Source organism: Streptomyces justiciae, assembly GCF_015163075.1.
GTDB lineage: Bacteria > Actinomycetota > Actinomycetes > Streptomycetales > Streptomycetaceae > Streptomyces > Streptomyces justiciae.
This window is the reverse complement of sequence record NZ_JADDXU010000002.1, coordinates 166,716-185,749: the sequence shown is the minus strand read 5'-3', so window position 1 is coordinate 185,749 and position 19,034 is coordinate 166,716. Positions and strand designations below refer to the sequence as shown.

Below are 19,034 nucleotides of genomic sequence, written 5' to 3'. Positions count from 1 at the left end.
TTTCGTCACGCCGGCCGGCGGCGCGTCCACTCCGGTTCCGTGCGGGCCCACTCCGCCTCCCACTCGGCGAGGCGGTGGCGGGTGGCGACATGGCGTACGGCGACCCGGCCGAGGAGGATCACGCCGACCGTCCCGGCGGTCGCGCAGACGCCCATGGTGACGGTGTGCTGCCACACGGAGACGGCGTCCGTCGGTTCGGCGACATTGCGGCCCCGGCTGTCGAACCACACCGTGACCATGTCACCGTGGCGCGACCCGGCCGGCACCCGGGCCGTCGCCGTCTTGCGTCCCTCGCCCGGCTCGGTCCAGGTGACCGTCGTACGGAAGGTGTGCGCCCGGCTGCCCTGCACCGTGGGCAGTTCGTCCGGAATCTTGCCGACGACCTCGGCGCGCACGCTGTGGCGGTCGGCGCGCTGGGACACCGCAGCCGCCTGCGCCTCGGAGTGCGCCCACCGGGCCGTCAGGGCCCCGGCGAGGGGCGCGAGCAGGAGCAGCAGCAGGACGACGACCAGCGTTGTCCACGCCTCGACGACGTCCGACCGGCGCCGCAGCGGATTGTGCCGCCAGCGCCAGCCGCGGACCCGGGTTCGCATGTCGACCTCCTCGCACTTGTGCGAGTGCCCACATCGTTCTCCGATACCCCGTATGCAGGACATTGTCCACCCGGAGGCCGTGGCTGCGCACGGCCTCGGGAGGGGTCAGCCGAAGCGCTCGATCCGGATCCGGTCCACCGGCTGCCCGGCCGCCACCAGCAGCCGCGACGCGTGCTCGGCGAAGGCGTTGGACCCGCACACATAGGCCTCCCACCCACCCTCGGGCTGCTCGGCCAGGAGCGGCGCCACATGTGCGGCGGCCATACGTCCCACCGGTACCCCCGGGGGCGCGCTCCGCGTGAACACGGGCGTCGTCTCGGCACCCAACTCGCTCGCGTAGATGAGCTCCTCGGGGCTGCGCGCGGACACCAGGAGCCGCAGCGGGACGTCCGACCGCCGCGCCCGGTGGTGCCGCACCATCGACATCAGCGGTACGACGCCGGAGCCGGCGCCGATCAGCAGGGCGGGCCGGTCGCCGGGCCAGGCGAAGAAGCCGCTCAGCGGGCCGCGCACCTCGACCTGGTCGCCGGGCCTGGCCACGGTGTGGAACCAGCCCGACACCTCACCGCCCTCGACATGGTCCAGGGTCAGTTCGATGTACCCCTCGTCGTCGGGCGCGGAGGCGATCGAGTAGTGGCGCTGGGCCACATAGCCGTCCTCGGCCGTGAGCCGCAGCATCAGGTGCTGGCCGGGCAGATGACCGGCCCAGGCGGGCACCGCGAACCGGTAGGTGGCGGCGTGCGGGGTCTCCCGGCGGATCTCGGTGAGCGTCGCCGTCTGCCACAGCGCGGCGGCCCGGTTGCTCACGGCGATGCGCCCGGGCACGGCGAACCGCGTGGGCGGAGTGAAGGTCGCGAGGGTGTCAGTCACCGGAGTACCGCTGCTCCTCCCACGGGTTGCCCCGCGCGTGATAGCCGTTCTGCTCCCAGAACCCGGGCTCGTCGTGGTCGAGGATGCGCAGCCCCGCGATCCACTTGGCGCTCTTCCAGAAGTACAGATGCGGCACCAGCAGCCGCGCCGGGCCGCCGTGCTCGGAAGACAGCGGCTTCCCGTCGAACTCCCAGGCGATCCACGCCCGTCCACCGGTCAGGTCCGCCAGCGGCAGGTTCGTGGTGTACCCGGTGTGCGAGTACGCGACGACATGGGTGGCGGCCGCCTGCGGGCGTACGACGTCCAGAAACGCGTCCAGGGACACGCCTCCGAACCGGACGCCGAACTTCGACCAGCTCGTCACGCAGTGGATGTCACCCTCGTACACCGAGCCGGGCAGCGCGTGCGCCTCCTTCCAGTCCCAGGTGCGGGGTTCCTCGACCAGCCCGTCGACGCGGAAGGTCCAGTCGGCCGGCGACAGCTCCGGCGTGACCTCCGCGGACAGCACGGGCCAGTCGTCGCCCGCGTCGTACTGGCCGGGTGGCAGCCCGGCGTTGTGGACGCGGGCACGTCCGGTGAAGCCTCGGGTGACGTTCATGGTTCAACCGTACGCTGTCGTCACCCGTGCTCCGCCCCTGGTCAGCGGGCCTGATCATGGCGGCAGCATGAACACCGCGGCGTTCATTAAGCGCGTATGAACTCTCCATCGCCCTGGGAATAGCCGTCCGCCGATCTTCCTTGCCGTCTGATGCCCGGCGCGAGCGAAGGAGAGTGGGAGCCATGCCCAAGGCGTACGTGTTCACGCGGTACGGCGGACCGGAGACGGAGGCCCTCGTCGAGGTCGACCGGCCTGTCCCCGGCCCCGGTCAGATCCTGGTCGCGGTGCGCGTCGCGGGCGTGAACCCCGTCGACTGGAAGCTCCGCACCGGCTATCGCCGTCCCACGGACTCCGGCGAGCCTGTCTTCCCGGCCGTTCTCGGCAGCGAGGTCTCGGGCGTCGTCGAGGAGATCGGCGCGGACGTCGACGGGTTCGCCGTGGGCGACGAGGTGTTCGGCAACACCGCGGCCGGTGGCTACGCCGAGTACGCGCTGCTGCCCGCCGCGCTCACCGCGCACAAGCCCGCCGGGCTGTCCTTCGCCGACGCCGCGACCCTGCCCGTCGCCGCCGCTACCGCGTACGACGGGGTCCGCCAGCTCGACCTGCCGAGCGGGTCGACGCTGCTGGTCACCGGCGCGGGCGGCGGGGTCGGTTCGGCCGCCGCGCAGATCGCCCGGGCGGACGGCATGCGGGTGCTCGCGCTCGCGAGCGAGGGCAAGAAGGACTTCGTCGAGTCGCTCGGGGCCGTGCACGTCCCCTCCGGACCGGGCTGGACCGAGCGCGCCGCGGCGGCCGCGCCGGACGGCGTCGACGGGGTCTACGACCTGGTCGGCGGCGAGGTGCTGACCGAGGCGGCCGAACTGCTCACCGACCGGACGAAGCTCATCACCGCGGGGGCGCCGCCCGAGGTGGTGGCCGAACTCGGCGGCGCACGCGTGGCCCGGGCCCGCACGGCGGCCGTCCTGGACGCGGTCGCGCGGCTCGTGGTGAACGGCGGCCTCGACCCGCACGTCATCCTGCGCTTCCCCCTCGACGAGGCCGGCGAGGCCCTGCGCACCGTCGAGGAAGGTCACGCCCGCGGCAAGGTCGTCATCGAGGTCGCCCGATGAGCGAGCTCGGCATCCCGCGAGTGGACGCGCCTCACGTCCTCGACAACCCCGCCCTCGCCGCCCTCACCGGCCCGCACGCCCACTTCGCCGAACGACGGGGCCGCGTCCTGCGCTACCCCGTCGACGTCTCCCCGTGGCTGGCCCTCCCCGAGGACCCGACCCCGGACGACTGGGCGGACCTCGCGGCGCTCGCCGGGCCCGGCGCCGAAGTGCCGCTGCCGGGCTTCCGCGGCGAGGTGCCGGAGGGCTGGGAGGTCACGTTCCGGATGGAGGGCGTGCAGTTCGTGGACGACGGCCTCGCCGCCGCCCCCGAACCGGAGGCGGTCCGCCTCGGGCCCGCCGACGTCCCCGAGATCCTCGACCTGATCGCCCGCACCCGCCCCGGCCCCTTCCTGCCCCGCACCATCGAGCTGGGCACCTACCTGGGCATACGACGGGACGGCGCCCTCGTCGCCATGGCGGGGGAGCGGCTGCACCCGCCCGGGTGGACCGAGATCAGCGCGGTCTGCACCGACCCCGCCTTCCGTGGCGAGGGCCTGGCGACCCGGCTGATCCTCGCCGTCGCGCACGGCATCAGGGAGCGCGGCGAGACCCCGTTCCTGCACACGAGCGCCCAGAACACCAATGCCATCCGGCTCTACGAGGCCCTTGGCTTCCGGCTGCGCCGCACGACCGCGTTCGCGGCGGCCCGCGCCCCGCAACGGCTGGTGGCGGTGTCCTAGGGGCGGTCCGTGCCGGGGGAGTTGTACCGCACGAGATAACCGGCGAACCGCACGAGATCCTCCTCCGGCCAGTCCGCCAGCCGCTCCTGGAAGGCGGCCCGGCGGCTCTCCGTGACCTGGGCGAGGATCTCCCGGCCGGCCTCCGTCAGATGCAGCACCTGCACACGGTGGTCGTCCGGGTCCACCCGCCGCTCGACCAGCGCGGCCCGCTCCAGGGCGGCCACCTGCCGGCTGACCGTGGACTTGTCGAGGGCGTAGTGCGCGGCCAGGTCGGTCGCCCGGCAGCCGTCGCGCTCCTCCAGATGCCCGAGCAGGGTGTACGAGACCAGCGACAGCTCGGGGTGCATGCGCCCCGCTGAGGCCCGGGCGCGACGGGCGAAGGCCGTCATCTCGCGCTGGATGCTCTCGACGGCCTCGATGGCGTCCACGGAAACCCTCCTCCGGACCCTCTTCCAGTTCTGGTTGTATAGTACAACTTGAAGTGAGAGTTGTATAAGCCAACCATCTATTGGCCAACCCGTTTCTTGGCCAACCGTTGAACTCGGAGGTCGCGCACGATGAGGCCGCCCGCGCTGCGCCATGTGCTCACCCACCTTGTCACCCCGCTGCTGATGTGCATCGGCATGGGGCTCGCGTACATGGGGGCGTTCGTGACCCCGGAGCCCCACCATCTGCCGGTTGCCGTCGTCGGCTCCGGGCCGGAGGCGAAGGTGTTCGCCCAGACCGTCAAGGACAAGGCGGGGGAGGCCCTCGACGTCCGTACGGTGGCGACACGTGCCGAGGCCGTCGATCTGCTCACGTCCCGCGACATAACCGGCGCCTACGTGCCGAGCGCGAGGACGCCCGAGCTCGTGATCGCCAGTGCCGCCTCCGACATGGACGCGCTGGCCGTGGAGAAGGTCTTCACGCCCGTCGCCGCCGGGCAGGGCGTGCCGCTGAAGGTGACCGACGTGGCCGCACCCGTCGACGACGACCCCACCGGACAGGGCCTGTTCTTCCTGCTGATCGCGCTGAGCATCGGCTCGTACGCCTCGGTCGCCGCGCTCGGCGCCGCGGGCGCCACGCTGCCCCTGAAGGTGCGGGCACTGCTCGCGGTCGGCGTCTCCGCGGTCGTCAGCGGCATCGGCGCGCTGCTCGCCGGACCCGTCTTCCACCTCGCCCACCACGACCTCGCCGGTCTGTGGGGCATGGCGTGGCTCTACTCCGCGGGCATCCTGCTGATCGGCGTCGGCCTGCACACCTTCCTCAGGCGCTGGACCACTCTCGCGATGATGGTCCTGTTCGTGATGCTCAACTTCACCAGTTCTGGCGGCCTGTACCGCCCCGAGCTCCAGAACGGCTTCTTCGGCACCCTGCACGCCTTCTGGAACGGCGCCGGATTCGTCGAGGGCGCCCGCAGCCTCCTGTACTTCGGCGGCGACGGTCTGGCCCGCGACATCTGGACGCTGGTGATCTGGCTGCTGCTCGGGCTCGCCATCACGGCGGTCGCCGCCGCCTACGAGCGGAACAAGGAGCCCGAGCCGGTGGTCCAGGAGGCCCGTGAGGTGGAGGAGACGGAGGAAGAGATCGAGGAGACGGTCGGGGTGTGATCCTTCGGGTAAGGTGGCCGTCCGGTCGAGGATGGTCCCGGCCGCAGGACCGAGGAGGTGAGACCCATTACCGCTGTGTCAGGTCGGGTGCTCTCTCCCCGAGTCGGCGCGGATCACCGGCAGTAGGTGACCGCGAGAGCGCCCTTCGGCTACCGAAAGGCCCTCGGCTTCCATGCCTCCCTTTTCTCCCTCTTCCTCCTCCGCTTCCGCGTCCCGTGACTCCGTCGTGGCCGCGCTGCGCTCCGCCGGCTGTGTCTTCGCCGAGGACGAGGCGGAGTTGATCCTCGCCGCCGCCCGCACCCCGGACGAGCTGGCGGCCATGGTGGAGCGCCGCGCGACCGGCGCCCCCCTCGAACTCGTCGTCGGCTGGGCCGAGTTCCGCGGTCTGCGCATCACCGTCGAACCCGGCGTGTTCGTGCCCCGGCGCCGCACCGAGTTCCTGGTCGAGCGGGCCCTCGCCCACGCCCCGGCCGCGTCGGTGGTCGTGGACCTGTGCTGTGGCTCGGGCGCGGTCGGCGCGGCCCTGGCCGACGCGCTCGGCGGAGCCGAACTGCACGCCGCCGACATCGACCCGGCGGCCGTGCGCTGCGCCCGCCGCAATGTCGCCGCCTACGGCGGTCACGTCCACGCGGGCGACCTCTTCGAGGCACTGCCCGAGCGGCTCCGGGGGCGCGTGGACATCCTCGCGGCGAACGTGCCGTACGTCCCCACCGAAGAGGTCGGACTGCTGCCCGCGGAGGCCCGCGACCACGAGCCGCTGGTCGCCCTGGACGGCGGTTCGGACGGCCTCGACGTGCTGCGCCGGGTGGCCGCCGGGGCGCCCGACTGGCTCGCCCCCGGCGGCTGCCTGCTCGTCGAGACCAGCGAACGCCAGGCGCCGGCGGCCGTCGACGCCTTCACCCGCAGCGGTCTGACGACCCGTCTGCTCGGGTCGGAGGAGCTGTACGCCAACGTCGTGATCGGCGTCAGGACCTAGACAACCGGTCGGCGGTGCACAGGCGGCGGGCGGGGTTGCGGCGTCAGGTGGTGGCGCCGCTCTCCGAGGGCGACGGTGTCGGCATGCCGCCGCGGCCGTGTCCCGGGAAACCGTCACGCCAGTTCTCCGGGCCCGGCATCCTGTCCCGCCACTTGCCGGGGTCGGGCTTCTCCCAGGTGCCCGCGAAGGCGTGGTCGGCGGTCCTGGTGCCGTCGCCGGAGCGGGTGCCGGAGACGTAGACCGTGTCGCCGTTCGTGAGGGTGCCCGCCCCTGAACCCTTGTCGCCGTCCCGCAGCACCGTGGCGTCGGACGGCACGGTCCACGTCCACCGGGCACCGTCCTCGCTCTTGACGGTCACCTGGTCGCCGTCCACCTTCTCGACGGTGCCGCGCTGCCACACCCGTACGACCCACTTGCCGGTGTCGCGGTCCTTCACCGTCGACTCCCCGTGCACCCCCTCGCCGCCCAGCCACCAGCCGTGCGGGTGCCCGGGCCCGCGCTCGCCCAGTGACGGTGACGCCGAACCCGACGCGGAGGGTGTCGCCCCGCCGTCCGAGCCCGACGAGGTCGCCGCGTACGCGAGGGCCGCGCCGCCGAGCGTGAGGGCGGCCGCCGCGGCCGCGGCCGTCACCGCCCGCGCGCGGACGGACTGGCGCCGCCACCGGTCCCGCAGCGGAGTGGGTTCCTCGGCCCCGCCGGGGCCGACGAGCACCTCGGGCCGCGTCGCTTCCTGATCCGGATCGTCCGTCATGGCTCGCTCCCACCGGCGTTCTGGCCCCATACCCTGCCTTGCTGTGATTGTCGTGGGCGGCCGATAAGAAGCGGGTAATGCCTGCCTGTGAATCCTCGCGCGCGTCCGCGAAGATCAACTCGGCGCCTGCGCACGGGCGATGAGCAGCGCCACGTCGTCGGAGTTGTCCGGCTGGTGCAGGGTGCGGACGAGCAGGTCGCAGACCTCCTCCAGGGCGCGGTCGGGGCCGTCGAGGAGTTCCAGGAGCGCGTCGAGGCGTTCGTCCAGCGGGTGCTGGCGGGTCTCGACGAGGCCGTCCGTGTAGAAGACCAGCCGGTCGCCGGGGTCGAGGTCGACGGTCGTGGTGGAGAACGCCACCCCGCCCACGCCCAGCGGCGCCCCGGTGGGCAGTTCGAGAAGCTCCGGCTTGCGTCCGGCGCGCAGCCGGACCGGCGGCAGATGACCGGCGTTGGCGATCCGGCACTGCCGCAGATGCGGGTCGTGGACGGCGTAGACACAGGTCGCGATGGAGTGGTCCAGGTCCTGCGTGATCCGGTCGAGGTGCTCCAGCAGCCGGGCCGGTTCGAGGTCCAGGGAGGCCAGGGTGTTGGTCGCGGTGCGCAACCGGCCCATGGTGGCCGCGGCGTTGATGCCGCTGCCCATCACGTCGCCGACGACGAGCGCGGTCTTGCACCCGTCGAGCGGGATCACGTCGAACCAGTCGCCGCCGACCTCCGCCGTGGCCCCGGCCGGCTGGTAGCGGGAGGCGACCTCCAGGCCGCCCGTGACCGGCGGATGGCTGGGCAGCAGACTGCGCTGGAGGGTCAGCGCGGTGTCGCGGGCGTTCTGGTACCAGCGGGCGTTGTCGATCTGCACGGCAGCCCGCGCCGCCAGCTCCCGGGCCAGCAGCAGGTCGTCCGCGCTGAACGGCAGCGGATTGCGGGTGCGTTTGAGGTCGAGGGCGCCCAGCACTTCCCCGCGCGCGATCAACGGCACCGCCAGATACGAGTGCACGCCCGCCCGGGCCAGCAGCTCCGCCGCCTCAGGGGAACGGGCGATGCGCGGCAGGTCGCCCTCCTCGACCTCGGCCACCAGCACCGGATCGCCGGTGCGCACGCACTCGGTGACGAGGCGGTCGGGTCCGTACCGCGCGACCTGCCCGGGCGGGTCGGCCGCGCCGAGCGCCGCCGAGGTCTCGTCGTCCGCCTTGACGGCCAGGGCGCGGATCACGGCCGGCTCGGTGGGGCCGAGGCTGCTGCGTCTGCCGTCCACCACCGCCTCCAGCAGATCCACGGCCGCTATGTCGGCGAGCTCGGGCACGGCCACGTCGGCCAGCTCGCGGGCCGTGCGGTCCAGTTCCAGGGTGGTGCCGATCCGGGCGGAGGCGTCCGCGATGACGGCGAGCCGGCGCCGCGCGGACTCCGCCTCGACGGCCGCCCGGTGCTCCTCGGTGACGTCCACGACCGAGGCGGCCACCCCGAGAACGGTGCCGAAGGCGTCCTCCAGCCGGTACAGCGAGATCGACCAGGCGTGCTCCTCGTCCGGGTCGGCGGGGGTGTGCCCGACGGTCTCGCGGTCGACGAGCGGGCGGCCGGTCTTGAGCACGTCCCGCGCCGCGGCCTCCAGGGCGCCGGCGTCTATGTGGGGCAGCACCTCGTGGATCGTCCGGCCGAGGTGGTCCTCGGCCGGGACGCCGTTGAGCCGTTCGAGTGCCGGGTTGACGGAGACGTACCGCAGATCGGTGTCCAGGACGGCCAGGCCGATGGGGGAGTGCGCCACCACCCGGGTCGACAGCGCCACGTCCCGCTCCAGGCTGCGCACGGTGGACTGGTCGGCCGCCAGGCCCAGGGCGAACACGTCCCCGTGGTCGTCGAGGAGCCGCATGTTGCGGAACTCCACCAGGCGCGTGGTGCCGTCCTTGCGCCGGATCGGGAAGGCGCCCGCCCAGCTCTGCCCGGTGGCCATGACGTCGGCGAACAGCTTCACGACGAGGTCGAGGTAGCGCTCGTGGACCATGATCCTGGCGGCGAACTGGCCGAGCGCCTCCCGGGCCGAGTAACCGAACAGCTCCTCCGCCTGCGGGCTCCACAGCACGATGCGGCCCTGGGCGTCCAGCACCACCGACGCCACACCCAGCACATCGAGCAGCCCGCTGGGCCGTACCGCCCCGCGCACCGGTTCGTCGCCCTCGGCGACGGGAGACCGGGCTGCACTCATCGCACGCACCGCCTTCGACCGTCCACACGGCACGTCGTCCCCCGTGCCGACTCCCCTGTTCTACCGCGTCCAACCGTCTCTGGGGCGCCATCGGCGTCCTCCTCCACCATCCCTCAACACGGGGGAGCGCGTCCTGCGAGGCCAGAAGTTCGATTCTCCTTTCCTCTATTGGTCTGTACATGACCACTCAGGAACGCCACACTGTCCGCCGAGCGCACCCACCCCCCTCCGAGGAGCCGCCCGCCATGCCCCTGCACACCCGGCAACGTTGTCGAGCCGCCCTGACTGGACTCGTCGCCCTCGCCGCCGCCGCCGTCCTGTCGACCGCCACGCCCGCGACCGCCGCCGACACCTGGAGCGAGGTCGGCTCCGACCGCGCCGACCCGCTCACCGAGAGCCAGGGCCTGACCTCGGTCGAGGTCCCGGCGAACAGCGCCAACCGCTACACGGGCATCGGCACCATCCCGGTGAGCGTGTCCAGCCGCGGCTGGAACCACGTCGGCGATCCCGACGCCTCCTACGACGGCCACTACATCGAGCCCTACCAGGCGGACTCGGGCACCGCGAAGATGTACCGGGTGCAGTCCCCGAGCGGCGCGTGGTCGGAGTACGTCCACACGCTCAGCAGCGGGGAGGCGCTCAACAACTCCTGGGTCGCCATCGCCCCGTCGGGCCAGTGGATGCTGTCCGGCGAGTACGGCACCATGACCCGCTTCCTGGTCTTCCCGACCCCCGGCGTCAACGCGAGCACCTCGCCCTCGGCGAACCTCCCGCAGGCGTCCACCGTCACCCTCGACCACGCCGTACGCGACGTACAGGGCTGCGACTTCGTCACCGCGACGCGGCTGCTCTGCTCCTCCGACGACCCGGCGGGCACCCTATTCGGCATCACCAAGCCGCTGCTCCAGATCGACCTGTCCGCCGAGCCGGGCGCGAGCAATGTCACCGGCCATGTCACGGCGCTCCGCCAGCTCCCGCTGCGCAGCTCCTGCTCGGGCACCTTCGAGGCCGAGGGCATCGACTACGACCGGCGCACCGGCACCCTGCGGGTGATCGTCGTCTCGCCCGGGTTCTGCGTGCTGACCGACAGCAAGACGTACCGGTTCACCAAGAGCTGAGGCCGCCACTGGTCGCGGCCCGGCAGTGGTGCTTTTCTGAAGGTGTGGCGCGGTGCACGGGGGAACTCGTGCGACCGCGCCGTCGCCATGAGAGGAGCGATCACGATGGATCGTGTGCGCATGCACGAGGAACCCGTCTCCTTGGAGATCAGCGGGTGCAGCAAGGAGGACGCCCGGATCGTGTTCGACGTGCTCTGCCAGTGCTTCGAGTCCGACCGGTCCGCCGAGGACGTGCCCCAGCAGCTCCACGAGACTCGTCCCATGGTGTGGCTCGGCACCTTCGAGGTCACCGACGCCCACGAGTGCGCGGCCCCGCCCCGGCTCTCGTCCTCCGTCGAGGCCGACGCGCAGGGCGGCTACTGGGCCATCGAACGGCTGCGCTCCACCCTCGACTCCCTGTTCGCGGTCCGCGACCTCTCCTCGGCCTCCGGGGACCAGGAGCGGGAACTGCACGTTCTGCTCGAGAGCAGGTGACCTGCGGCACATCACCCCCGGCCTGGTTCTGCAACTAGTTGCATAAACCGTGCGCGGTCCTCTACAACAGGAGGGACGACACCGCGCACGGAGGCCTGCCATGAGCCGTTACCCCCATCTGCTGAGCCCGCTGGACCTGGGCTTCACCATGCTGCCCAACCGCGTCCTGATGGGCTCCATGCACGTCGGCCTGGAGGAGGCCGAGCGCGGCTTCGAGCGCATGGCGGCCTTCTACGCCGAGCGCGCCCGCGGGGGAGTGGGCCTCATCGTCACCGGCGGCATCGCGCCCAACGACGCCGGGCGGCCCTACGAAGGCGGCGCGAAGCTCACCACCGAGGCGGAGGCCGACCAGCACCGGGCCATCACCGAGGCCGTGCACCGCGAGGGCGGCCGGATCGCGATGCAGATCCTGCACTTCGGCCGGTACGCCTACCACCAGGACCTCGTCGCCCCGAGCCCCCTCCAGGCGCCGATCAGCCCCTTCCCGCCCCGCGAGCTCACCGACGCCGAGGTCGAGCAGACCATCGACGACTACGCCCGCGCCGCCCGCCTCGCCCGGCGGGCCGGCTACGACGGCGTGGAGATCATGGGCTCCGAGGGCTACCTGATCAACGAGTTCATCGCCGCCCAGACCAACCGGCGGACCGACCGCTGGGGCGGGTCGTACGAGAACCGGATGCGGTTCCCGGTGGAGATCGTGAAGCGCGTCCGCGAGGCGGTCGGCGAGGACTTCATCATCATCTACCGGCTGTCCATGCTGGACCTGGTCCCCGGCGGCTCCACGCACGACGAGGTGGTCACCCTCGCCAAGGCCGTCGAGGCGGCCGGCGCCACCATCATCAACACCGGCATCGGCTGGCACGAGGCCCGTATCCCCACCATCGCCACCTCGGTGCCGCGCGGCGCGTACACCTGGGTCACCAAGAAGCTCATGGGCGCGGTCGGCATCCCCCTCGTCACCACCAACCGCATCAACACCCCGGAGGTCGCGGAGGAGTTGCTCGCCGAGGGCTACGCGGACATGGTCTCCATGGCCCGCCCGATGCTCGCCGACCCCGACTTCGTGAACAAGGCCGCGGCCGGCACCCCCGAGGCCATCAACACCTGCATCGGCTGCAACCAGGCCTGCCTCGACCACACCTTCAGCGGCAAGATCACCTCCTGCCTGGTGAACCCGCGCGCCTGCCATGAGACCGAGCTGGTGCTGTCCCCGACCCGCCTGAAGAAGCGCGTCGCGGTCGTCGGCGCGGGCCCGGCGGGCCTCGCCTGCTCCGTCTCCGCCGCCGAACGCGGCCATGACGTCACCCTCTTCGACGCCGCGAGCGAGATCGGCGGCCAGCTCAACGTCGCCCGCCAGGTCCCCGGCAAGCAGGAGTTCGACGAGACCCTGCGCTACTTCCGCCACCAGCTCGACGCCCACGACGTCGACGTACGCCTCAACACCCCCGTGACGGCGGCCGACCTGGACGGCTACGACGAGGTCGTCGTCGCCACCGGCGTCACCCCGCGCACCCCCGACATCCCCGGCGTCGACCACCCGAGCGTCGTCGGCTACCTCGACGTCCTGCGCGACAAGGTCCCCGTCGGTGACCGCGTCGCCATCCTCGGCGCCGGCGGCATCGGCTTCGACGTCGCCGAGTTCCTCACCGACACCGGCGACAAGGCCAACGAGGACCCCGCGACGTACTTCCGCCACTGGGGCGTCGACATGGAGTACGCCGGCCCCGGCGGTCTCGCCGCCCCCGAGCGTCCCGCCCCGCCCCGTACCGTCCACCTGCTCCAGCGCAAGACCAGCAAGGTCGGCGCCGGGCTCGGCAAGACCACCGGCTGGATCCACCGCACCGAGCTCAAGCACCGCGGCGTCACCATGGTCCCGGGCGTGCGCTACGACCGGATCGACGACGCCGGTCTGCATGTCACGGTCGGGGAGGAGAGCACGGTCCTGGAGGTCGACACCGTCGTGCTGTGCACCGGGCAGGAGCCGCGCCGCGACCTGTACGAGGAGCTGGTCGCCGCGGGTGTGAAGGCCCACCTGATCGGTGGCGCCGACGTGGCCGCCGAACTGGACGCGAAGCGGGCGATCAAGCAGGGCACCGAGGTCGCGGCCGCCCTGTAGGGGCGTCCCTAGGATGACCCCATGTCACTCCCGCACGCGATCCTGACCGCCCTGCTGGAAAAGCCGTCCTCCGGCCTCGAGCTGACCCGGCGTTTCGACAAGTCGATCGGCTACTTCTGGTCGGCGACGCACCAGCAGATCTATCGCGAGCTGGGAAAACTGGAGGCCGAGGGACACATCAGGGCGCTGCCGTCACAGCAGCCGGCGCGCGGGCAGAAGAAGAGCTACGAGGTCCTGCCCGCGGGCCGCGCCGAACTGGCCCGCTGGACGGCCGCCTCCCAGGACCCCAAGCCGTACCGCGAGACGCTGTTCCTGCGGCTGCGGGCGGCGGCCGCCATCGGCACCGAGGGCGTCGCGGGCATCGAGGCCGATCTGCGCCGCCATCTGGAGCTGCACCGGCGGCAGCTGTCGGAGTACGAGGAGATCGAGCAGCGTGACTTCCCGCCGGGCAAGGACAGCCCGCAGGACCGGTTGCAGCACCTGATCCTGCGGGCGGGGATCGATCTGGAGACCTTCTGGACGCGGTGGCTCACCCACGCGCTGGAGGAGTTCGCGGAACTCCCCGATCAGAGCCGGTAGGGCTTGGAACGGCGGCGCAGGAACCAGGCCGCCGCGATACCGCCGATCCCGACGAGCGCGGCACCGGCGCCCAGGGTGAGCGGACCGTAGTCCTTGATGCCGCCGCCGAGGCCGCCCATCACGCCCCGGGAGGGTGAGGCGGTCGCGGAGATGGTCGGCGTGGAGGCCGTCGAGACGATGACCGACTGGGTGCCCGCGGTGGCGTTGTTGGAGCACATGACGACGACCGTGTAGGTCCCGGGGCTCACGTTCGACCAGGCGGCCGACTGCAGGGAGTTCGTCCCCGACAGCGTCACCTGACGGCCCTGGGCGAAGTTCGCCTGGCTGCTGTTGAGCAGCGAGGCGGTGCCCCAGCTGCCGTTGACCTGGGTGCAGGCACTGGTCGTCACCGAGACCGTGGACCCGGTGGTGCTCACGGAGATGCCCGAGGCCGCGACCGCCGGCGTGGCGGCCAGCGCCGCGACGGCAGCCGCGATCGGGCCGGAGCGGAGGAGAAACTGACTTGTACGCATGGACTGCCCTCCGGCGGCACGGTTGGCGGTACGTCCCATGCGCCGCCGAGGATCGGAAAAGGCCCGTGCGCCTCAGGGGCAGCCAACGTCCCCCCGGCCCGCCCCGCATGCGGACCGCCCCCGGGCAGGTGACGGATTACTTCGTCCGGCGCAAGCACGCCGTCTCGTCAGGGCCCGGCGCCGGTGGTGACCGACCGCTCCGGCGACCAGCCGCCCCAGGTGCCGTCGGGCAGCCTGGCCCGCACCCGCAACCGGTGGAGGGCACCCGCGTCCCGCCCCGCGTAGAAGCTGTACGTCGCCCGCCCGGTGGGCGCCGTCCCGCCGTACACCAGCGAGGTCGCCGGACGTCCGTCCAGCCGGATCTGGTACTCGGTGATCACACCGTCCGCGCGCGGCGGCACCCAGGAGAGGTCGAAGTAGTACGCCCCGTCGTCGGCCCGCCGGGTCGCCGCGCGGAAGTCGGTGGGGGCCGTGCCCCGCCCGTCGTCGGTGCCAGGGGCGGTGGTGAGGCGGACGACGGCGCTCGCGGGGGAGACGTTGTCGGCCGCGTCGCGGGCCCGCACGGTGAAGGAGTAGCGGACGCCGGGGCGCAGCCCCGTCACCACGGTCGCCGTCTGGTTCCCGCCCACACTGTGGATCTTCGTGCCGCCCTGATGGATGTCGTACGACACCACACCCACGTCGTCCGAGGCCGCGGACCAGGACAGCTGCACCGCCCGGCCGCCGACCACCCGGCCCGTCACCTGGCCCGGACGGGTCGGTGCCGAGGCGTCCGCCCGGGTGGCCGCCGGGGTCGTGGCCCGGACCTCGCGGCTGGGCGGGCCGAGCCGTCCGGCGGTGTCCCGGGCCCGCACGGTGAACACATAGCTGGTGGACGGCCTGAGCCTGGAGACGTCCACCATGTGCTCGGAACCCGGCACGTCCCGCACCTTCGTGGTGCCGCGATACACCTCGTAGCCGTCGATGCCGTCCGCCGCCGACACCGCGCTCCACATCACATGCACGCTGGTCGCGCTGCCGGCCGCGGCCGTGACGCCCGTCGGCGCGCCGGGGAGCCTGCCCTCGTCGGCCTCGGCGCCGCCCCAGCCGCAGCCCGCGAGCAGCAGGAGCGCCGCGCAGAGGGCGGCAAGGCGTCGCACGAGTCCGCCTCCCGAGCTAATGGTCCGGACCAATGGGGCGTCACTCACTATGCAGCTGCTGTCGTGGTCGCATCAAGAGGGCGGTATTGGTGAACGCGGCGGACGGTTACGTATGCTGAACCACCTCACGGCGAACTCCCTTCGAGGGCTCGGGAGTTCATGCCGTTGGCGCGGGCCGCTGTCGTCGCTGTCCCCGCGCCGGACGCGGGCGGCCGGGCAGCCGGAGCCGACGCAGGCTCAGGCGCCCGGCCCCTGTCGGAAGTTCGGGCGGACATGCACACGCCCCCGTCCGGCCCCCTCAGGGTGGCCGGGTCTGCGATACGGCACCAGATTGGGCTGAGTGTCCGTCAGTGTCCCCCAGGAGAGGGTTCCTTATCGTGCGTGTCCAGTCGCTGACGCTGGCCGCGGCAGGCGTCGCCCTGCTCGCCCCGACGACGTCGCCCGCCGTCGAGCCCCTCGCCTTCCGGGAGTCGGTGGTGCGCCACGAGGGCGACGTCCGGGCCGCCGACCTGCTGGCCAAGGTGCGTGACTGCGCCCCCGTCTCCCGGGGCCGGTACGCCACCGACGACGGCCTGCCCGCCACCGTCCCGGTCTGCGGCACCGACGAGGCCGTGTTCTGGAAGGCCGACATGGACATCGACTGCGACGGCCGGCCCGGCCGGTACTGCAACCGGCGCACCGACCCGCTGTTCTCCGCCGCCACCGCCTACCAGCAGGCCGACGGCCGCTACCTGAGCGCCGAACGCCTGCCGTACATCGTGGTGCCCACCCCGAGCCGCGTCTGGGACTACCGCGCCGGCGGCATCCGGGGCGGCTCGGTCGCGGCGGTGATCTACAAGGACCGCGTGCAGTACGCGGTCGTCGGCGACGTGGGCCCCCGCGGCATCATCGGCGAGGCCTCCTACGCGAGCGCCAAGGCCCTCGGCATCCGCCCCGACCCCCACGGCGGCGGCACGCCCTCCGGGGTGACCTATATCGTCTTCAAGGACTCCCAGGTCAAACCCATCGAGGACCACGCCGCCGCGATCGCCACGGGGGAGCGGCTGGCGCGGTTGTTCGTCCGCGGACGATGACCCCGCGCGGCTCGGTCAGACCGCCGACCAGCCGTTGTCCACGGGCAGTACCACGCCGTTGATGTTGCTCGCCGCGTCCGAGGCGAGGAACACGATCGCGGCGGCCTGCTCCTCGGGCTCGGAGACGCGGCCGACGTTGCCGAAGTAGGGGCCCAGCGCCTGCGGGCCGTGGGCCTCGCGGTCGACGTCGACGGCGATCCCCGTCGCCGTGCCGCCCGGGGCGATGGCGTTGGCCCGGATGCCCTGGTTGCGGTACATCACGGCCAGGTTCTTGGTCAGGCCCACGACGCCGTGCTTCGAGGCCGTGTAGGCGGCGCCCGCTGCGCTGCCCCGCAGCCCGGCCTCGGACGCGGTGTTCACGATGGCGCCCTTGCCCGCCGAGAGCATGTGCGGCAGGACGGCCCGGGTGAGCAGGAAGGGCGCGGTGAGGTTGACCCGGATGACCCGCTCCCACTCCGCGTCGCTCACGTCCGCCGCCGCCGACATCTTGTCCATGATCCCGGCGTTGTTCACCAGCACGTCCACACCCCCGAAGCGCTCCACGGCGGTCGCGGTCACGCGGTCGACGACGGCCTGCTCGCTCAGGTCGCCGGTGACGGCGACCGCGGTGCCGCCCGCCCCCTCGATCTCGCCCACGACCTTCTCCGCCGCCTCGGCGTTGAGATCCGCCACCACGACCTTCGAGCCCTCCGCGGCGAAGGCCAGGGCGGCGGCCCGCCCGATGCCCGAGCCCGCTCCGGTGACGATGACGCTGCGTCCGTCGAGTCCAGTGGCCATGGCGGTTCCCTGTCTGTGCGGTGCGAGGGCGACGTACGAGCGTGGCGCGCCCGGTGTGCCTTGATGCCCTCACTCTACGACTTAATGTCTGTGAGTGACATAAAGTCGTGGTGGAGAATTCCGGAAGACGATCACCGCCAGCCGGAGGACGACATGACCGCAGCCCGCGGACGCACGGGACGACCGCCGCTCACCGAGGAGCGCAGGGCCGAGATCCGGCTGGAGATCGCCCGGGCCGCGGTGGACCTGTTCGTGAGGCAAGGCGTCGCGGCCACCACCGGCGAACAGATCGGCCAGGCGGTCGGCGTCTCCGCCCGCACCGTCTGGCGCTACTTCCCGAGCAAGGAGAGCTGTGTACGGCCGCTGTTCTCGGCCGGCATCGACGTGATCGCCGACTGTCTGCGGGAGTGGCGCCCGGGCCAGCCCCTGGACCGCCTCTTCGACCGCTGGCTCGCGACCGACCCCGCCTTCGTCGCCGGCCCGGAGCGGGCGACGGTCGGGGCGCTCGTACGACTGACCCGCACCGAACCCGGCCTGCGCGCGATCTGGCTCCAGACGTACGACGAGGCCGAGCCGGCGTTCGCCCGTGCCCTCGGCGAGCGGGCCGGGCTGCCCGCGGACGACCTGCGGCCCACGATCCAGGCGGCGATGTTCAACGCGGCCCTGCGCGCGGCGGTGGAGCACTACGCCTGGCGCGTCGAGGGCGAGGAGACGGACGCCGCGAGGGCGGAGGCCGAGCTGGCGGACACCATGCGCTCGGCCCTCGCCGTCGCGGCGCGGGGGCTCTCCTAGAGGGGTCTCTCTCAGACCTTGCGGTACGTGTAGGCCTCCGCTGCCGCCGCCTCCACAGCTGCCAGGTCGGCGCCCGTCGACGCGGTGACGACGGCGGCGATGGCGCCCTCGACGAACGGCGCGTCCACCAGGCGGGTGCCGTCGGGGAGTTCGTCGCCCTCCGCGAGCAGGGCCTTCACGGTGAGGACAGCACTGCCGAGGTCGGTGAGGACGGCGACGCCCGCGCCCCGGTCCACCGAAGCGGCGGCCGCGGCGATCAGCTCGGAGCTGGTGCCGAACCCGCCGCCCTCGGTGCCGCCCGCCGGCGCGACGGGAACGTCCACGCCACCCCCGGCCAGGCCCTTGGCCAACTCCGCCACCGACGCGGCCACCGCCGCGCTGTGCGAGACCAGCACGATCCCGACGAGCTTGCCGTCACTCACCGTTCGCCTCCGCGAGCGCCGCGACCAGCAACGACGATGACGTGGCGCCCGGGTCCTGGTGCCCGATGCTGCGCTCGCCCAGATAGCTCGCCCGGCCCTTGCGGGCCTGGAGCGGTGTCGTCGCCAGGGCGCCCTCCTCCGCGGCGGCCCGCGCGGCGCCGAACCCGTCGCCGAGCGCGTCCACGGCCGGCACCAGTGCGTCGATCATGGTCTTGTCGCCGGGTGCCGCCCCGCCCAGGGCCATGACGGCGTCCACCCCCGCACGGAACGCCTCGGCGAACTGCCCCTCACTCACCTCCGCATCGTCCCCGAGCGCCTTGCCGGTGCGCCGCAGCAGCGTGCCGTACAGCGGCCCCGACGCCCCGCCGACCGTGGAGATCAGCTGCCGTCCGGCGAGGATGAGCACCGCACCTGGGGTCGCCGGGGCCTCCTTCTCCAGTACGGCCGTGACGGCGTGGAACCCGCGCTGGAGGTTGCTGCCGTGGTCGGCGTCGCCGATGGGGGAGTCGAGGGCGGTGAGCCGTTCCGCCTCACGGTCCACGGACGCGGCGGTCGCCGTCATCCAACGGCGGAAGAAGTCGGCGTCGAGCACTGGATCTCCTTGCGTGGTAGGTCGGTTGACGGTGAC

General features: G+C 72.6%; 21 protein-coding genes. 10 read left to right on the top strand and 11 right to left on the bottom strand.

Translation table 11 applies throughout. The features are described 5' to 3' along the window. Positions 1-5: 5 nt before the first annotated feature. From IQ210_RS05005 to IQ210_RS04995, 3 genes are all read right to left on the bottom strand, one after another. Positions 6-593, bottom strand: coding sequence for an Rv1733c family protein (locus IQ210_RS05005; protein WP_194077411.1), 588 nt, complete (start codon positions 591-593; stop codon positions 6-8). A gap of 105 nt (positions 594-698) precedes the next feature. Then, entirely contained in the window at positions 699-1,463 is a 765-nt protein-coding gene (locus tag IQ210_RS05000) for a ferredoxin reductase (RefSeq protein ID WP_194077409.1), read from the bottom strand. After that, on the bottom strand, positions 1,456-2,061 hold the full coding sequence (locus tag IQ210_RS04995; RefSeq protein WP_194077407.1) for a sulfite oxidase-like oxidoreductase: 606 nt from the start codon (positions 2,059-2,061) through the stop codon (positions 1,456-1,458). Before IQ210_RS04995 ends, IQ210_RS05000 begins: the two co-directional genes overlap by 8 nt. 182 nt (positions 2,062-2,243) lie before the next feature. On the opposite strand from IQ210_RS04995, the gene IQ210_RS04990 reads away from it, so the two are divergent. Both IQ210_RS04990 and IQ210_RS04985 read left to right on the top strand, forming a co-directional pair. Then, positions 2,244-3,170 (top strand): NADP-dependent oxidoreductase, encoded by a 927-nt coding sequence (locus IQ210_RS04990; RefSeq protein WP_194077405.1) that lies wholly within the window; start codon positions 2,244-2,246, stop codon positions 3,168-3,170. Next, complete coding sequence (locus IQ210_RS04985; protein WP_194077403.1) at positions 3,167-3,892, top strand: GNAT family N-acetyltransferase; 726 nt, start codon at positions 3,167-3,169, stop codon at positions 3,890-3,892. The genes IQ210_RS04990 and IQ210_RS04985 overlap by 4 nt, the downstream gene beginning before the upstream one ends. On the opposite strand, the gene IQ210_RS04980 is transcribed toward IQ210_RS04985, so the two are convergent. Then, the gene (locus tag IQ210_RS04980) at positions 3,889-4,320 is read right to left on the bottom strand and encodes a MarR family winged helix-turn-helix transcriptional regulator (protein WP_322656311.1); all 432 of its coding nucleotides are present in this window, start codon (positions 4,318-4,320) and stop codon (positions 3,889-3,891) included. The two genes, IQ210_RS04985 and IQ210_RS04980, sit on opposite strands and share 4 nt — an antisense overlap. A 129-nt stretch (positions 4,321-4,449) precedes the next feature. On the opposite strand from IQ210_RS04980, the gene IQ210_RS04975 reads away from it, so the two are divergent. Both IQ210_RS04975 and IQ210_RS04970 read left to right on the top strand, forming a co-directional pair. Then, positions 4,450-5,481 carry an ABC-2 transporter permease gene (locus IQ210_RS04975; RefSeq protein ID WP_194077399.1) on the top strand — a complete coding sequence of 344 codons (1,032 nt, stop codon included), beginning with the start codon at positions 4,450-4,452 and terminating at the stop codon, positions 5,479-5,481. Between the two features lie 172 nt (positions 5,482-5,653). Then, complete coding sequence (locus IQ210_RS04970) at positions 5,654-6,457, top strand: putative protein N(5)-glutamine methyltransferase (protein WP_194077397.1); 804 nt, start codon at positions 5,654-5,656, stop codon at positions 6,455-6,457. A gap of 43 nt (positions 6,458-6,500) precedes the next feature. Here the strand turns inward: IQ210_RS04970 and IQ210_RS04965 are convergent, their stop codons facing one another. Beyond that, entirely contained in the window at positions 6,501-7,208 is a 708-nt protein-coding gene (locus IQ210_RS04965) for a DUF5666 domain-containing protein (protein ID WP_194077395.1), read from the bottom strand. A 114-nt stretch (positions 7,209-7,322) separates the two neighbouring features. Further along, positions 7,323-9,404 (bottom strand): SpoIIE family protein phosphatase, encoded by a 2,082-nt coding sequence (locus IQ210_RS04960; protein ID WP_194077392.1) that lies wholly within the window; start codon positions 9,402-9,404, stop codon positions 7,323-7,325. 245 nt (positions 9,405-9,649) lie between these two features. On the opposite strand from IQ210_RS04960, the gene IQ210_RS04955 reads away from it, so the two are divergent. The 4 genes from IQ210_RS04955 to IQ210_RS04940 all read left to right on the top strand — a co-directional run bounded on the left by IQ210_RS04955 (position 9,650) and on the right by IQ210_RS04940 (position 13,691). Beyond that, on the top strand, positions 9,650-10,522 hold the full coding sequence (locus IQ210_RS04955; RefSeq protein ID WP_194077390.1) for a hypothetical protein: 873 nt from the start codon (positions 9,650-9,652) through the stop codon (positions 10,520-10,522). A 105-nt stretch (positions 10,523-10,627) separates the two neighbouring features. Then, on the top strand, positions 10,628-10,996 hold the full coding sequence (locus IQ210_RS04950; RefSeq protein ID WP_126270160.1) for a hypothetical protein: 369 nt from the start codon (positions 10,628-10,630) through the stop codon (positions 10,994-10,996). A 100-nt stretch (positions 10,997-11,096) separates the two neighbouring features. After that, positions 11,097-13,112: an NADPH-dependent 2,4-dienoyl-CoA reductase gene (locus IQ210_RS04945; protein ID WP_194077388.1), complete on the top strand. Its 2,016-nt coding sequence runs from the start codon at positions 11,097-11,099 to the stop codon at positions 13,110-13,112. Between the two features lie 21 nt (positions 13,113-13,133). Beyond that, complete coding sequence (locus IQ210_RS04940; protein ID WP_194077386.1) at positions 13,134-13,691, top strand: PadR family transcriptional regulator; 558 nt, start codon at positions 13,134-13,136, stop codon at positions 13,689-13,691. On the opposite strand, the gene IQ210_RS04935 is transcribed toward IQ210_RS04940, so the two are convergent. Further along, entirely contained in the window at positions 13,679-14,203 is a 525-nt protein-coding gene (locus IQ210_RS04935; RefSeq protein ID WP_194077384.1) for a hypothetical protein, read from the bottom strand. The genes IQ210_RS04940 and IQ210_RS04935 overlap by 13 nt on opposite strands. A 167-nt stretch (positions 14,204-14,370) precedes the next feature. Next, positions 14,371-15,342, bottom strand: coding sequence for a fibronectin type III domain-containing protein (locus tag IQ210_RS04930; protein WP_194077382.1), 972 nt, complete (start codon positions 15,340-15,342; stop codon positions 14,371-14,373). Positions 15,343-15,719: 377 nt separating this feature from the next. On the opposite strand from IQ210_RS04930, the gene IQ210_RS04925 reads away from it, so the two are divergent. After that, positions 15,720-16,415, top strand: coding sequence for a glycoside hydrolase family 75 protein (locus IQ210_RS04925; RefSeq protein ID WP_194077380.1), 696 nt, complete (start codon positions 15,720-15,722; stop codon positions 16,413-16,415). A 15-nt stretch (positions 16,416-16,430) separates the two neighbouring features. Here IQ210_RS04925 and IQ210_RS04920 read toward each other — a convergent pair whose 3' ends face one another. Further along, complete coding sequence (locus IQ210_RS04920) at positions 16,431-17,192, bottom strand: glucose 1-dehydrogenase (protein WP_194077378.1); 762 nt, start codon at positions 17,190-17,192, stop codon at positions 16,431-16,433. A 153-nt stretch (positions 17,193-17,345) separates the two neighbouring features. On the opposite strand from IQ210_RS04920, the gene IQ210_RS04915 reads away from it, so the two are divergent. Further along, positions 17,346-17,984, top strand: coding sequence for a TetR/AcrR family transcriptional regulator (locus IQ210_RS04915; protein ID WP_194077376.1), 639 nt, complete (start codon positions 17,346-17,348; stop codon positions 17,982-17,984). Positions 17,985-17,995: 11 nt separating this feature from the next. Here the strand turns inward: IQ210_RS04915 and IQ210_RS04910 are convergent, their stop codons facing one another. Next, the gene (locus IQ210_RS04910; RefSeq protein ID WP_194077374.1) at positions 17,996-18,406 is read right to left on the bottom strand and encodes a PTS-dependent dihydroxyacetone kinase phosphotransferase subunit DhaM; all 411 of its coding nucleotides are present in this window, start codon (positions 18,404-18,406) and stop codon (positions 17,996-17,998) included. Further along, positions 18,399-18,998 (bottom strand): dihydroxyacetone kinase subunit DhaL, encoded by a 600-nt coding sequence (gene dhaL / locus IQ210_RS04905; protein WP_194077372.1) that lies wholly within the window; start codon positions 18,996-18,998, stop codon positions 18,399-18,401. Before dhaL ends, IQ210_RS04910 begins: the two co-directional genes overlap by 8 nt. Between the last annotated feature and the right edge of the window lie 36 nt (positions 18,999-19,034).